The organism is Shewanella zhuhaiensis, assembly GCF_022484835.1.
Classification (GTDB): Bacteria; Pseudomonadota; Gammaproteobacteria; order Enterobacterales; family Shewanellaceae; genus Shewanella; species Shewanella khirikhana.
The window spans coordinates 25,264-39,634 of the sequence record NZ_JAKUDL010000001.1 but is presented as its reverse complement, the minus strand read 5'-3'; the positions used below and the strand labels follow the sequence as shown (position 1 = coordinate 39,634).

Annotated in this window: 8 protein-coding genes; 3 read left to right on the top strand and 5 right to left on the bottom strand. The window is 53.5% G+C overall.

What is annotated here, in order from left to right; genetic code table 11:
• Positions 1-83: 83 nt before the first annotated feature.
• Both MJ923_RS00135 and MJ923_RS00130 read right to left on the bottom strand, forming a co-directional pair.
• Entirely contained in the window at positions 84-1,127 is a 1,044-nt protein-coding gene (locus tag MJ923_RS00135; RefSeq protein ID WP_240589383.1) for a methionine synthase, read from the bottom strand.
• A gap of 13 nt (positions 1,128-1,140) precedes the next feature.
• On the bottom strand, positions 1,141-2,127 hold the full coding sequence (locus MJ923_RS00130) for a DUF1852 domain-containing protein (RefSeq protein ID WP_240589382.1): 987 nt from the start codon (positions 2,125-2,127) through the stop codon (positions 1,141-1,143).
• Between the two features lie 478 nt (positions 2,128-2,605).
• Here MJ923_RS00130 and MJ923_RS00125 point away from each other — a divergent pair, with 478 nt between their 5' ends.
• Both MJ923_RS00125 and MJ923_RS00120 read left to right on the top strand, forming a co-directional pair.
• A complete protein-coding gene (locus MJ923_RS00125; protein ID WP_240589381.1) occupies positions 2,606-3,268 on the top strand; it encodes an alpha/beta hydrolase in 663 nt (220 codons plus the stop codon).
• Positions 3,269-3,868: 600 nt separating this feature from the next.
• Positions 3,869-5,302: a DEAD/DEAH box helicase gene (locus MJ923_RS00120; RefSeq protein WP_240589380.1), complete on the top strand. Its 1,434-nt coding sequence runs from the start codon at positions 3,869-3,871 to the stop codon at positions 5,300-5,302.
• An 865-nt stretch (positions 5,303-6,167) separates the two neighbouring features.
• Here MJ923_RS00120 and MJ923_RS00115 read toward each other — a convergent pair.
• The gene (locus MJ923_RS00115; protein WP_140051739.1) at positions 6,168-6,917 is read right to left on the bottom strand and encodes a DUF2971 domain-containing protein; all 750 of its coding nucleotides are present in this window, start codon (positions 6,915-6,917) and stop codon (positions 6,168-6,170) included.
• A gap of 1,596 nt (positions 6,918-8,513) precedes the next feature.
• On the bottom strand, positions 8,514-11,111 hold the full coding sequence (acnB, locus tag MJ923_RS00110) for a bifunctional aconitate hydratase 2/2-methylisocitrate dehydratase (RefSeq protein WP_240589379.1): 2,598 nt from the start codon (positions 11,109-11,111) through the stop codon (positions 8,514-8,516).
• A 370-nt stretch (positions 11,112-11,481) separates the two neighbouring features.
• Between acnB and hxpB the strand changes: the two genes are divergently transcribed.
• Positions 11,482-12,147: a hexitol phosphatase HxpB gene (gene hxpB / locus MJ923_RS00105; protein WP_240589378.1), complete on the top strand. Its 666-nt coding sequence runs from the start codon at positions 11,482-11,484 to the stop codon at positions 12,145-12,147.
• Between the two features lie 74 nt (positions 12,148-12,221).
• On the opposite strand, the gene MJ923_RS00100 is transcribed toward hxpB, so the two are convergent.
• The gene (locus MJ923_RS00100) at positions 12,222-14,282 is read right to left on the bottom strand and encodes a M13 family metallopeptidase (protein WP_240589377.1); all 2,061 of its coding nucleotides are present in this window, start codon (positions 14,280-14,282) and stop codon (positions 12,222-12,224) included.
• Positions 14,283-14,371 lie beyond the last annotated feature (89 nt).

Here is a 14,371-nt window from a genome sequence, read left to right as displayed (position 1 = left end):
CTTACAGAGTTGGCGTTAACTTGCCTTGGCTTGCGGCTTGTGAAGCATCAGCGTGAACGCGCTGACGCTTCAGGCTCCAGTTTTTAACGAGCCAGCGCTTCACGCACTAACTCTTCTCGAACAAGCTGGGCCCCGGCCGCGAGTGCCGCCAGTTTGCCGCGTGCCACCTGGCGGGGCAGCGGCGCCATGCCGCAATTGGTACAGGGGTAAAGCTTGTCGGCATCCACAAATTGCAGTGCCTTACGTAAGGTTGCTGCCACCTCTTCCGGGGTCTCGATGGCATGGTTTGCCACATCGATGGCACCCACCATCACCTTTTTGCCGCGCACCAGTTCCAATAGCTCCATCGGCACCCGGGAGTTGTGGCACTCAAGCGAAATAATGTCGATGGATGACTGCTGCAGTTTGGGGAAAATCTCCTCATACTGGCGCCACTCTGAGCCCAGGGTTTTCTTCCAGTCGGTGTTGGCCTTAATGCCGTAGCCATAGCAAATGTGCACTGCGGTTTCGCATTTGAGGCCTTCGATGGCGCGCTCCAGCGCCGCTATGCCCCACTGGTTTACCTCATCAAAAAACACGTTAAAGGCCGGTTCATCAAACTGGATGATATCGACCCCGGCGGCCTCGAGCTGTTTGGCCTCTTCGTTGAGGATTTTGGCAAACTCAAACGCCAAGGTTTCGCGGTCACGGTAATGGGCGTCGTACAGGGTATCTATCATGGTCATAGGCCCCGGCAATGCCCACTTGATTGGCTTGTCGGTTTGCTGGCGCAGGAATTTGGCATCTTCAACAAACACAGGTTTGGTGCGCGATACCGGCCCCACCACGGTTGGCACGCTGGCATCGTAGCGGTCGCGAATACGCACCGTCTCGCGCTTCTCGAAATCAACCCCGTTCAAATGCTCGATAAAGGTGGTAACAAAGTGCTGCCGGGACTGCTCGCCATCGCTGACAATATCAATCCCTGCCTGTTGCTGCTCCTGCAGGGCGATACGCAGCGCATCACATTTGCCGTCGTGCAGTGCATCGCCCTCAAGCTTCCAGGGCGACCAGAGAGTTTCAGGCTCAGCCAGCCACCGCGGCTTGGGTAAGCTGCCTGCACTCGAGGTAGGTAAGAGTTTTTTCATAACGGCTCCGGGCTTATGCGACTGACTGAGAAAAATTGGCGGCCCACTGCTCGAGGAACGCCCTGTGGGGCTTGATAAAGTGCTCTTCGGCAAATTTGCCCTGCTGAATCGCCAGTTTGCTGCGCTCTTCACGGTCGTAAACGATTTTGGTAAGCGAGTGCTGCTGGCTGTTCAAATCGGCCTGATACCGCTGACCTGCGGCAGCATGGGCGTTATAAATTTCCGGACGGTAGATTTTCTGGAAGGTTTCCATGGTGCTGATGGTGCCAATCAGCTCAAGGTTGCTGTAGTCGTTAAGAAGATCGCCAAAGAAGTAAAACGCCAGCGGCGCAGCGCAGCCTGTGGGCATAAAATAGCGCACATTCAGGCCCATCTTCTTGAAATACTGCTCTGTCAGTGACGTCTCATTTGGCAGGTATTCAAAGCCCAGCACCGGATGCTGATTGGTGCTGCGCTGGTATACCTTGCTATCGGATACGCTGAGGCAAATCACCGGCCGCTTTTTAAACTGGCGTTGATAGGCATCGGATTTCACAAAATGCTGGAACAGCCGTCCGTGCAGCTCACCGAAGTTTTCCGGAATGCTGAACCCTTGCCTGTTTTTATTGTGCTCCAGCAAGAGCACGCTGAAATCGTAATCCCGCACGTAAGAAGAGAAGTTATTGCCCACCAGCCCTTCAATTCGCTCATTGGTCTTGTGATCGATAATGTTGGTTTTCAGCACTTCAATGGACGGAAAGGCATTGGCCTGCGTCTCAATTTGAATATCCACCGACACTATCTCCAGCTCAACCGAATAGCGATTGGCGTCGGGGTTATCCCAATGGGCCAGCGAATTGAAGCGGTCGTTAATCATGGTCAGAGTATTGCGCAGGTTTTGCTGACGACGCTCACCCCGGGCCAGATTGGCAAAGTTGGTGGTGATGCGGGTACTGTCGGATGGGACGTAATGCTCATCAAAACAGATACTTTTGATTGAAAAAGAAAATTCGTTACTCATACTGCTGCGCTCCATTAACGCTTAGCCAAACCCGCGCCATTATTCACTGGCGCCTGCGGGCTTTGCGGTATCACTGGGTCTGTGAGCCTGTGCCAGAGCCCGGGGGCTTCAGCCGCCATAACATCTGTCGCACTCAAGATATTTAGCCATCTAAACGTCCAAAGCTCGCTATAAGAGAGCTTTATACAGACACAGAAGGTCGAAGCAAATTGAATGATCCACGACTTCAATATGAGCCAAATTCAACATGAGCTGAAAGCCGCATCCGCCTGGGCTGTAACTGAGGTAAAGCCGATGAGCAGGCAGACAAGTCCCGGCAATATCAGCCTTTCGGCTCACAGTTCAACATCTGGCAGCCTTTGCTGAAAGCCTTGGCAACACTGCACCGACAACACCAAGCAACTGACGACTCACTGTTCACAAAGTTACCAATGTGTGTGACCTTAAGGGGCTGGAGCAACAAACTGACGAGGTGGTGATGCAATTAAAATTGGCAGCATTGGCGCTGGCAAGCTTTGTAGCCATGCAGGCGCACGCCGGCACTGTGGTGACTGCGCCGCCTGACAAGCCGAGCCCATCGGCAACCTATCTCTTTTATTTACACGGCCGCATTATTGAAAACAGCGGCCCCAGGCCAACCGACCCACGTTTTGGCTTATATGACTATCCGGCAGTGCTTGATGCGCTGGCTTCCCGTGGCGCGGTGGTGATTTCATCCCAGCGCCCGGCCAATACCAACATGTACGCCTATGCAGGCACCATAGTGGCGCAGGTTGAACAATTGATTGAAGCGGGTGTACCCGAGCACAACATAGTGGTGGTCGGCTTTTCAAAGGGCGGCGGCATTACTACCAGAGTGTCGAGCTATCTGCATCGACCACAGCTGCGCTACGTGCTGCTGGCTTCCTGCCCCGAAGGTTCAGTGCCACCCAGCTTAAGATTATCCGGCAAGGTGCTGTCGATTTATGAAGCGAGCGATACCCTGGGCGCAAGCTGCCGCCACTTTATGGACTTTCCCGAAAAACCGGCAAGCTTCAAGGAGCTTAAAATCGATACCGGCAAACTGCACGGTGCCTTTTATCAACCCCTACCCGAGTGGCTAAGCCCAATGCTGGATTGGATACACGGTAAGGCAGAGTGATGGATTGGCGCTTACTTCAGATGCAAACGGTATCAGTTTCATGATGTTCGACAGGATGGCCGAATAGTGGCTGTCTGCGCGTTTTGGGTGTCGTTTGACTAAATGACGGAAAGTTTGCTCGAAGTCGTGGGTCGCCGACCCACACCCGGGGAAAGGGGGCAGTATCGACTTGCCCCCTTGTCCAATCCCCCAACGACCCCTGACGAAGCCGGGCACTTTGGCCTTATGGACTGAAAACGGTCACCAAGACCGACTCGCTCCAAGCTCGACGGTCTCTGCCTCGATATCCATATCTCGGCTTGCCCGTTTCACTCAGTCCAACCGCCAAAGCGGCTTCGATGGGGTAAAAGCTGGTGCAATCTGCGAGTGAAGTGTTATAGCTGTCCTCACTTTTGCTTCACACAACGGATGGCTATCCGCGAATAAAAGGCGGCCTGCATCTGTGGGATGTGTCCATGTGTGTGCGGCCTTTCTGTGCCAGACTTAATGCCATGTCGGCTTACCCCCATCACGCGCCGCTGGCTTTGAATACCGGATGAATAGCGATAGAATGCGCGCCCATCCTGAGGCTACTGCCCACTACACTGAGTTGGATTTTCTATGTCATTTGCCAGTCTGGGATTAGCTCCCGCCATTACTTCTGCACTTGAGTCGCTGAACTATCAACAGCCTACCGAGATCCAGCAAAAGGCTATCCCGGTAGCCTTAAGTGGCCGCAATCTGCTGGCCGCGGCTCAAACCGGAACAGGCAAAACCGCAGCATTTGGACTGCCGCTGATTGAGCGCCTGAGCCAGGGCAAGACCGAGCGGAAAAAACGGGTACGGGCGGTGATTTTGGCGCCAACCCGGGAGTTGGTGGTGCAGGTGGCTGACAATCTGAGCGCCTACGCGGCAAATTTGCCACTGACCGTGCTGGCCATGTATGGCGGTGTGGATATGCAGGCCCAAAAGCAGGCACTGATTGCGGGCGTGGATATTCTGGTGGCGACGCCAGGCAGGCTCAAAGACATGTACCATCAGCGCGCTGTGCATTTTGAAGAAATCCAGGTGCTGGTGCTGGATGAAGCTGACCGCATGCTGGATATGGGCTTTATTGAGGTCATTAACGACCTTATCGGCCGTATGCCGACGAACCGCCAGAATCTGCTGTTTTCAGCGACCTTGTCTCCGCGCATTCGCGAGCTGGCCAAAACTGCGGTGCCGGATCCGGTTGAAATTGCCATTGCCAAGCCCAGCAAAAAAGAGATTTCCCAGTGGCTGGTGACGGTAGATAAGGACGCCAAGTCAGCCCTCCTGAGCCATCTTATCCAAACTGAACAATGGCAGCAGGCGCTGATTTTCATTGAAACCAAACATGGCGCGGCCAAGTTGGTCAGCCAGCTTGAAAAGCGTGGCATTCACGCCGAAGCCTTTCACAGTGGCCGCAGTCAGGCGGTGCGTGAACAGCTGTTGAGTGAATTCAAAGACGGCAGTTTGCAGTATCTGGTAGCCACCGGCGTGGCCGCACGGGGGATTGATGTCGACAAGCTGCAAAGGGTGGTGAACTACGATCTGCCATACCCGCCGGATGAATATATTCACCGTATCGGTCGTACCGGTCGGGCGGGCATGACAGGGGAAGCTGTATCTTTGCTGTCAAAAGATGACTTCAAGAATCTGTGTATGATTGAAAGCCGTCTGGGGCATGTGATTGAACGGCGAGTGATTGAGGGATTTGAGCCCAAAAAGCCCATTCCGGTGTCTATTCTCAATTATAAGCCCAACTCTCAGCGCAGCTCTCAACCCAGCTCTCGCCCCGGCTCTCAGCGCAGCTCTCAACCCAGCGCTCAACCCAGCTCTCAGCGCATCTCTCAATCAAAGTCGCGCCCAGAAAAACCAGGGGCAAGCGAAAGCGGCACAGGTAAGGACATGAGCCCAGCCAAAGACCCTTGGGCATCGGCGCAAAGGAAAAAACCTGCCAACCCGCAGCGTGGCACCAGCGCCGCCAGATCTGGAACGCCAAAGGGCAAGGACTCAGGTAAGCCAAGAGGCTGACGCGAGAGGAATAGCGCCAGAGGAAATGAGGCCGCATTCAGCGGCCTTAACTGTGTATTGTCGCTTTGCTGGAGCCGAAGCACTCTTGGCGCCACGCGGATGCCGTTTCGACTTGTGATTGCATCAGTGCAAAAAGGCCAGCTCACCATCCCCGGCTCTCGCTCGTGAGCCTGTCGCTGTGCGACACTCGCCAACCCACACTCGAGGAAAGAAAGAGTGAGGACGCCCTCAACTCTATAGTTCTATAGTCGCTTTGCAAGCGACAGAAGGTCGTGGGTCTTCAACCCACACCCGAGGAAAGGGGCCGTTTCGACAGGCCCCTTGTCCAATCCCCTGCGACCCGCGACGAAGCGGACCACTCCTTCGGGCTTATGCTGAAAATTGGCTAACGCGCCAGACGCTCATCCCTGATTCGACTGGCGCTGCATCGGCATCCATGCCTCGCTACGCCATTTTCAGCAACTCCCTCGGCCGCTTCGAGCGGGATGAAGGTGCGGTGCAATCTGCAAGTGAAGTGTTATGCCTCTCCTGACTCTTTCGCCCGCGCTTCTAGACTGAGGCAAGGCTCCAGCGGCGAACACAAGTAATGCGAATAACCAAACTCGCGGCCATTTCGTCAACAAGAGTGCAAGGTCAACCGCCGACACTTACTCGCCGAAGCCCGTCTGCCAGAGTGTCCTTACCGGAGATTTTTTAGGTCTCCGCTAAGGACACTATTATCCATTTGACAGAGGGAATCATATCAACGCCCGCTTAAGTGGTGAGCAACGCAATACAGTGTGTCCGCACACCACCTAAATCACTAAAATCAACGCATGATGAAAATGCCACGCGTTGCGAATCCGTCTTAAAGCGTTTGTTATGTTTATTCTTCAAAGCGCAAGCCCAAACCCTGAAAATCAATTTCCGGATTTAGGCTTCTTTCGGTTAAAGCATATGTTGATTCAGAAAAGTCCATACATACGAGGTCTATACTGCCATTCGTCAACATCGATAGCGTTCGCTTGTCTTGTGAAGATGCCTTAGCGCCAATATAGATCTTGGTGATTTTGCCCGGATGAGTATTTCTGTTATTACCATCATGGATAATGCGATACTCGTTTTCATACGCCCAAGATTCATGCTTTATGGTCAAAGCTTTACTTATCATTGAGTAGTATTCCTCAGCCTGTCCAGCTGCCTGCTTTTGATCATGCAATTCCATAAATTCTTGGTCAGTATTCGGCAATAAAGCAAGGTAATCATTTATTGCTTCAACTGATTTATACTCAACTTTACGAGCGTTTTGTACGATACACAATCTGTCGTTGGGAGAATCTCCGAAAATCCCTTGTTCTTTTAAACTAGCAATTTCTTCATCACTAAAAGGCGTATATTCAATACAAATTCCTTTATGCGAATCAGCATAGTGAGACCACATTAGCAAATTGTTATGCTCAGTTGCTAAACATAGTATTTTCTTGGTTTCTAGAAAGAACTCTTTAAACTTCTTCCCTTTCATTAACGCACAATCAAATGGGTCATTGAAACTGAGCGGAGAGCTATACCAACAATACTCATTGATAAACGCATCAAGAGTATTCTTATTTAATGTCATGTATTTATAGAACTTCAAGCTTAACCTCTTTAAACATAACGCCGTGCACAGCGGCCAAGGTAATTGGCAGTTTTTGTGCGAATGCACAAAAGGTGACAATTGCCGAAGGTCAGCTGCTGCACCTTGTTATGCGTGTGCGGAATTGGCTTAGAAGCTGTGTAAAACAAAAGCCTACAACCACAAGCAGAACAAGGTGCATTGTTAATTTAATGGCCAAGACTCGCAAACAAAACCAGGCCAAAGAAGCCTAAATTTAACACAACACCAGCTCAAAACGTTAGCGCTAGATTAAGTGTGCAATGCCTCAAGAAAACACGGAATTTATAAAAATTTGAAGTATGAAAAGATGTGCAAACTTCCGTGTTTGAATAATCCTTCGTTCTGACTGACTAAATTTCCGAACCATATTGAGCACGCCGGACAATTATAAAATTACCCCGCATAACATTTGTATAGTGCGCTTGCGCATAATCTCACCTCCAACCACTTGGCAAGAAATCACGCAACACGCTGTTTTTAAATTTGATTTTTAAATTAGCAAAAATCATCCTGGGTGGAAAGTGCGCATGCGCATGATTTGCGCTCGCTTTGTTTCGCGCACTGTTTATAACCATCTGAAATCGTTCACTTTATAAAAAGTGTTTCAGAAATAATGCGCAAAGACGGCACGGTTTTTAGCCCAAAAATCGACTGATTTTCAAAAAAGAGTGAGGACAACCACAACTCTTTCACACAACACTGCGCCCAAAGGTTTCACTTCTCCCCCCCTCCCCCCCGTCGAAGCCGCTTTGGCTGTTGGGCTGAGTGAAACGAGCGAGCCGAGACAGGGACGTCGAGGCAGTGACCGTTGAGCTTGGAGCGAATCGGTCACGGTGGTCGTTTTCAGCCCATAAGGCCAAAGTGCTCGGCTTCGTCTGGGGTCGCAGGGGGATTGGACAAGGGGGCAAGTCGATACTGCCCCCTTTCCTCGGGTGTGGGGTGAAGCCCCACGACTTTCGCCAAACGCAGTTTGGCAATCTCCCCAAACCGACCGCAGGTCGGTTTACCTGCCAATTCATCTCGCCAAAACCCATATCAGCCAAGCGCAGCGCCCAAATTCCGGGTAGGCTACCGCACCGGCACTCGCAGCCTTATTACGTACCCAACCAACAGATTTCGTTTAAAAAATTAACTTTACTACGCTAACAGTATGGGCTTAATCAAACCTTGGACTGGTTCATGTTTTGTGCAACGAGGGGAGAAGTTGAAGGGAGGGCTGTGTTTGCCGAAGTGGCGTGCCTAAGTGGCGTGCCTAAGTGGCGCTGTCCCTGCTTTGCTGGCCGAGCCTGTGGCGGCTTGGCTAAGCGGTTCTTCCCTGATCCACGTTGTTGTACCCTTTACTGTTTACCGTGTACGGCATGCTTAATTAACGCCCTTAATTCATCACCTTAGGGTTAACAAAGCCTTGTCAGTAACAAGTTGCACCAAGGTACAACAAAGACTGGTGGTGGGCAACCAAATGTCTGTACGAGTATGTAGCCTTGCCGTAGGCGGCAGGCTTTTACTAACCTACTAAAAAAACACACAAAAAAGCCGGCTTGCGCCGGCTTTTAATTTGACTCAAAGCGTCAGTACTTAGACCGCAGATTGGAAGATCACTTCACCGGCTTTCTTGGTGTAGGAATCAATCTGGTCGAAGTTCAGGTAGCGGTAGGTATCGGCGGCAGTGGCGTCGATTTCCTTGGCGTATACCTGATATTCCTCTGGCGATGGCAGACGGCCCAGCAGGGCGGCTACGGCGGCCAGTTCCGCTGAGGCCAGGTACACGTTGGCACCGGTACCCAGACGGTTCGGGAAGTTACGGGTAGAGGTAGACACCACAGTGGCGCCATCGGCTACGCGAGCCTGGTTACCCATACACAGAGAACAACCCGGGATTTCGATACGGGCACCGACGCGGCCGAAGATACCGTAGTAACCTTCTTCGGTCAGCTGGTCCTTGTCCATCTTGGTTGGCGGAGCAATCCACAGACGGGTTGGCAGGCTCTTGGCGAACTTGTCCAGCACCTTACCGGTAGCACGGAAGTGGCCGATGTTGGTCATACAGGAACCGACGAACACTTCGTCAATCTTGGTGTTGGCAACGGCAGACAGCAGCACGGCATCGTCCGGATCGTTAGGCGCACACAGGATTGGCTCTTTGATGTTGTTCAGGTCGATTTCGATAACCGCAGCGTACTCGGCATCCTTATCGGCTTCCATCAGCTCTGGGTTCTTCAACCACTCTTCCATGCCCTTGATGCGACGCTCGATGGTACGGCGGTCACCGTAGCCTTCAGCGATCATCCACTTGAGCATGACGATGTTGGAGTTCAGATACTCGATGATAGGATCTTTATCCAGCTTGATGGTACAACCGGCGGCAGAGCGCTCGGCAGAGGCATCAGACAGCTCGAACGCCTGCTCAACTTTCAGGTGTTCCAGACCTTCGATTTCGAGAATGCGGCCAGAGAAGATGTTCTTCTTGCCCTTCTTCTCAACGGTCAGCAGACCCATTTCGATGGCCTTGTGCGGGATGGCATGCACCAGGTCACGCAGGGTGATACCAGGCTGCATCTGACCCTTGAAGCGCACCAGTACCGACTCAGGCATATCCAGTGGCATAACGCCGGTGGCAGCGGCGAAGGCTACCAGACCGGAACCGGCCGGGAAGGAGATACCGATTGGGAAACGGGTGTGCGAGTCACCGCCGGTACCTACGGTATCGGGCAGCAGCATGCGGTTCAGCCATGAGTGGATAACACCGTCACCCGGACGCAGTGAAATACCACCGCGGTTCATGATGAAGTCAGGCAGGGTGTGGTGGGTGTTCACGTCCACTGGCTTTGGATAAGCGGCGGTGTGACAGAATGACTGCATGGTCAGGTCGGCGCTGAAGCCCAGACAGGCGAGGTCTTTCAGCTCGTCACGGGTCATAGGACCTGTGGTGTCCTGAGAACCAACAGAAGTCATCTTGGGCTCACAGTATTGACCGGGGCGAACACCGGCCACGCCACAGGCTTTACCAACCATCTTCTGGGCCAGGGTGAAACCCTTGCCAGTATCGGCTACGTCCTGCGGACGGACGAACTCTTTCGACGCGCCCAGACCCAGCACTTCACGGGCCTTGTCGGTGAGACCGCGGCCAATGATCAGCGGAATACGGCCACCGGCGCGTACTTCATCGAGCAGCACGTCGGTCTTGAGTTCAAACTCAGAAATCACTTCATCACTGCCATGGCGACGTACCTTGCCCTCGTAAGGGTAGATATCAATCACATCGCCCATTTCCATCTTGCTGACGTCCAGCTCGATTGGCAGCGCGCCGGCATCTTCCATGGTGTTGAAGAAGATAGGCGCAATCTTGCCGCCCAGACAGAAACCACCGGCACGCTTGTTAGGTACGAATGGGATGTCATCACCCATGAACCACAGCACTGAGTTGGTGGCAGACTTACGGGAAGAACCTGTACCTACTACGTCACCCACATAAACCAGTGGGAAACCCTGGGTTTTCAGCTCTTCGATTTTCTTGATTGGGCCAATGGCGCCTGGCTCATCGGGCACAATGCCGTCGCGGGCGTTTTTCAGCATCGCCAGGGCGTGCAGCGGGATATCTGGACGAGACCAGGCATCCGGAGCCGGAGACAGGTCGTCGGTGTTGGTTTCACCGGTCACCTTGAATACGGTCAGGGAAATCTTGTCAGCCAGCTTTGGACGGCTCAGGAACCACTCGGCGTTGGCCCATGACTCAACCACAGTTTTGGCGTGGGCATTGCCGGCGTTCATCTTCTCAACCACATCGTGGAATGAGTCGAACATCAGCAGGGTGTGCGACAGGGCTTTAACGGCCAGCGGGGCCAGCTTGTCGTTGTCCAGTTGATGGATCAGCGGCTCGATGTTGTAGCCACCCTGCATGGTGCCCAGCAGCTCAACGGCACGCTCAGCGCTCAGGATAGGAGAAGTGGCAGCGCCCTTGGCGATGGCATCCAGGAAACCGGCCTTCACATAGGCGGCTTCGTCAACGCCGGGGGGAATACGGTTTTCAAGCAGATCCAGGATGAAGGCTTCTTCACCTGCTGGAGGATTCTTTACTAATTCAACCAGTTCGGCTACCTGGTGGGCATCGAGTGGCTTAGGGACAACGCCCTCTGCAGCACGTTCTTCGACGTGTTTACGATATGCTTCTAGCACGGCAACATTCCTCTTTGTATGGCGCTCTCAACGAAACTGCACGTCTTCGTGGATGAAGGCTACAGTCCGACAGGACGACCCGGATTTCCGGGCTGCAGTATACTACAGCTTTGAAAAAGTATGAATCAGCTCACACTCTTGTGCGGGGGAAATCTGCGGAAATTCTGTGGGCAAGCGGCACCTTATCCCAGCGATTAAACGCACGAAATTAGACAATAGTTTGAAACAAGGGCAAATTTCATACAATACAAAACGTTACCAATCACCTGCCCATTTAATTTCAACAGCCGGGTTTTCAGTGCAGACAAATATGGGCTGAAAAAAAATTTTGCCCAAGCGACAATATCGACTCATTTTCTGAGGAGCCAGCATGTTAACCAACCGCATCGATGCCGTAATTTTTGATATGGACGGCATACTTATCGATTCAGAACCCGTGTGGCAACTCGCCGAATACGAAGTACTGGCCGGACTCGGCCTGCCCATCAAGCCCGAAGACATCCACGACACCGTGGGGCTGCGCATCGATATGGTGGTCGACTACTGGTATCGCCGTTTCCCCTGGGATAACTACGACAACGCCGCCGTGGCCAAACAGATTGTCGATGGCGTGGTGGCTCATATCCTCGCCGAAGGCGTACCCATGAAGGGCGTGATTGAGGCGCTGGAATTTTGCCGTGCCAAGGGTCTTAAAATAGGCCTTGCCACCTCCTCAAGCTGGGCCATTATCGATGCGGTGCTGGATACCCTGAATATCCGCGGCTATTTCGAGGCCATGGAATCTGCCGAGCATCTCGATTACGGCAAGCCCCACCCCGAGGTATACCTGAAGTGTGCCGACGCTCTGGGGGTGCCTGCCCGCAACTGTCTGGCGGTGGAAGACTCCTTCAACGGCCTGATCGCCGCCCGCGCCGCCACCATGCAGACCCTGGCCATTCCCCCCGCCCACGAGCGCGAACAGGCCCGCTGGGCCGTCGCCCACGTAAAGGCCGACGACTTAACCGCCCTGCCTGTGCTGCTGACAAGCCACAGTTAACTGGCTGTAAAAGTAATAAAAAAAGCCGGACTGCTGATCCTCAGCGGCCCGGCTTTTTTAGTGGGAAAAATCCGTTACCAGATCTTCACCCGCGCCTCTTCTGGCAGGTACATCTTGTCGTTTTCGGACACGCCGAAGGCCTCGTAGAAGCCGGGGATGTTACGTGGGGTGCCCATGGCGCGGAAGTGGCTTGGCGAGTGGTTGTCGGTCAGCAGACGACGGCCCAGCTCTTCATCGCGGTAGTTGCGGCGCCATACCTGGGACCAGCCCATAAAGAAGCGCTGATCGCCGCTCAGACCATCGATTACCGGCGCAGGCTTGCCGTTCAGGCTCATCTGATAGGCGCGCAGGGCTACGGTCAGGCCGCCAAGGTCACCGATGTTTTCACCCAGGGTCAGGTCGCCGTTAACAAACTTGCCTGGCAGGGCTTCGTACTTGCTGTACTGCTCAGACAACTGCTTGCCACGCTTCTGGAATTCGTCACGGTCTTTGTCAGACCACCAGTTACGCAGGTTACCGTTACCGTCGTACTTGGAGCCCTGATCGTCAAAGCCGTGGCTGATTTCATGGCCAATCACGGCACCGATACCACCGTAGTTCACTGCATCGTCGGCGTCCATGTTGAAGAATGGCGGCTGCAGAATCGCGGCCGGGAACACAATTTCGTTACCCACAGGGCTGTAATAGGCGTTCACGGTTTGCGGCGTCATGTGCCACTCGGTGCGATCGATTGGCTGACCCAACTTGCCCAGCATATCGGCGTATTCGAAGTTGGCGTAGCGCACGTAGTTGCCCACCAGATCGTCGGCCTTGATTTCAAGCCCGGTGTAATCCTTCCACTTATCCGGATAGCCAATCTTGTAGGTGAACTTGGACAGCTTGTCCTGGGCGGCAATCTTGGTTTCGGGCGTCATCCACTCCAGCTCATTGATGCTCACCTCGAAGGCCTTGATAAGGTTATGAATAAGCTGCTCCATGCGGGCCTTGGCTTCGGGCTTGAAGTGGGCCTTCACATAGGCTTCACCCACCAGCTCACCAATCACCTGATCGGCAGCGTCCACGGCGCGCTTCCAACGTGGCGCCTGCTCCTGCACACCGGCCAGGGTCTTGGCGTGGAAATCAAAGTGCAGCTGCACAAAGTTGTCGCTCAAGAGCTCGGCGGCACCATCCACCAGATGGAAGGCCAGATAGTCCTGCCAGGCGGCCACGGGGAATTCATTGAAGCCCTTGCCCAGCGCTTCGAAGTAAGAAGGCTGACGCACGATAATGTCGGTCACCTTGTCGCCCATGCCGGCTTTGGCGGCGAAGGCTTCAAAGTCAAAACCTCCGAACAGTTTATCGAGCTCTTTGCGGCTCAGCTTGTTGTAAACCTTGTTGGCGTCACGTGACTCCACGCGGCTCCACTGGTTTTTGGCGATAAAGAGTTCAATCTCAGCCACACTCTTGGCAGCGCGCTTGGCATCGGCGTAACCGGCAGCGCTCAGCACCTCGGTAACATACTTGGCCAGGGCGTCACGGTTGGCCACATACTTGGCGTCATCTTTCAGGTAGTAATCACGATCAGGCAGGGTCAGGCCGCTCTGGCTCATGTATACCGCATACTGGGAAGAGTTTTTGGCGTCGTTGTTAACCCAGAAACCGAAAGGAATTTTGCTGCCGTCGGTGAGCAATTTGCCCATCAAACCCGCCAGTGCCTCATGGCTTTTTGCCTTGGCGATGGCATCCAGCGCAGGCTTAACCGGCGCAACACCCAGCTGTTCCAGCTTGTCGGTGTTCATGTAGCTCTGGTAGAAGTCACCGATTTTTTGCTCGGTAGAGCCAGCCTGTTTGTTTTCTTTGGCGGCGGCTGCTTCAACGATTTCGCGCAGGGCTTTCTGGCTGTCATCATAAAGCACAGAGAAGGCGCCGTAGTTGGATTTGTCGGCCGGAATTGGCGTGTTCTTCAGCCAGTTGCCGTTGACGCTGTAGTAGAAGTCGTCCTGATGACGCACATCTTTATCGAAGTTTTGCTGTTCGATGCCGGAAACGGCAACGGTATTGGCAACGGCGGCTTCGGGCGCCTTGGTGCTGTCGGCACAGCCAGCCAGACCCAGCCCCAGGGCTACGCCCAGCGCCAGAGTAGATAACTTGGTCATATCAATCCCCGGTTATTGTTATATGCCCATGCGGCGGGCAGAAAGGTCCCGCACAGCCTAACAGGAGATGTCAGGCTGCTCTAAGCGGG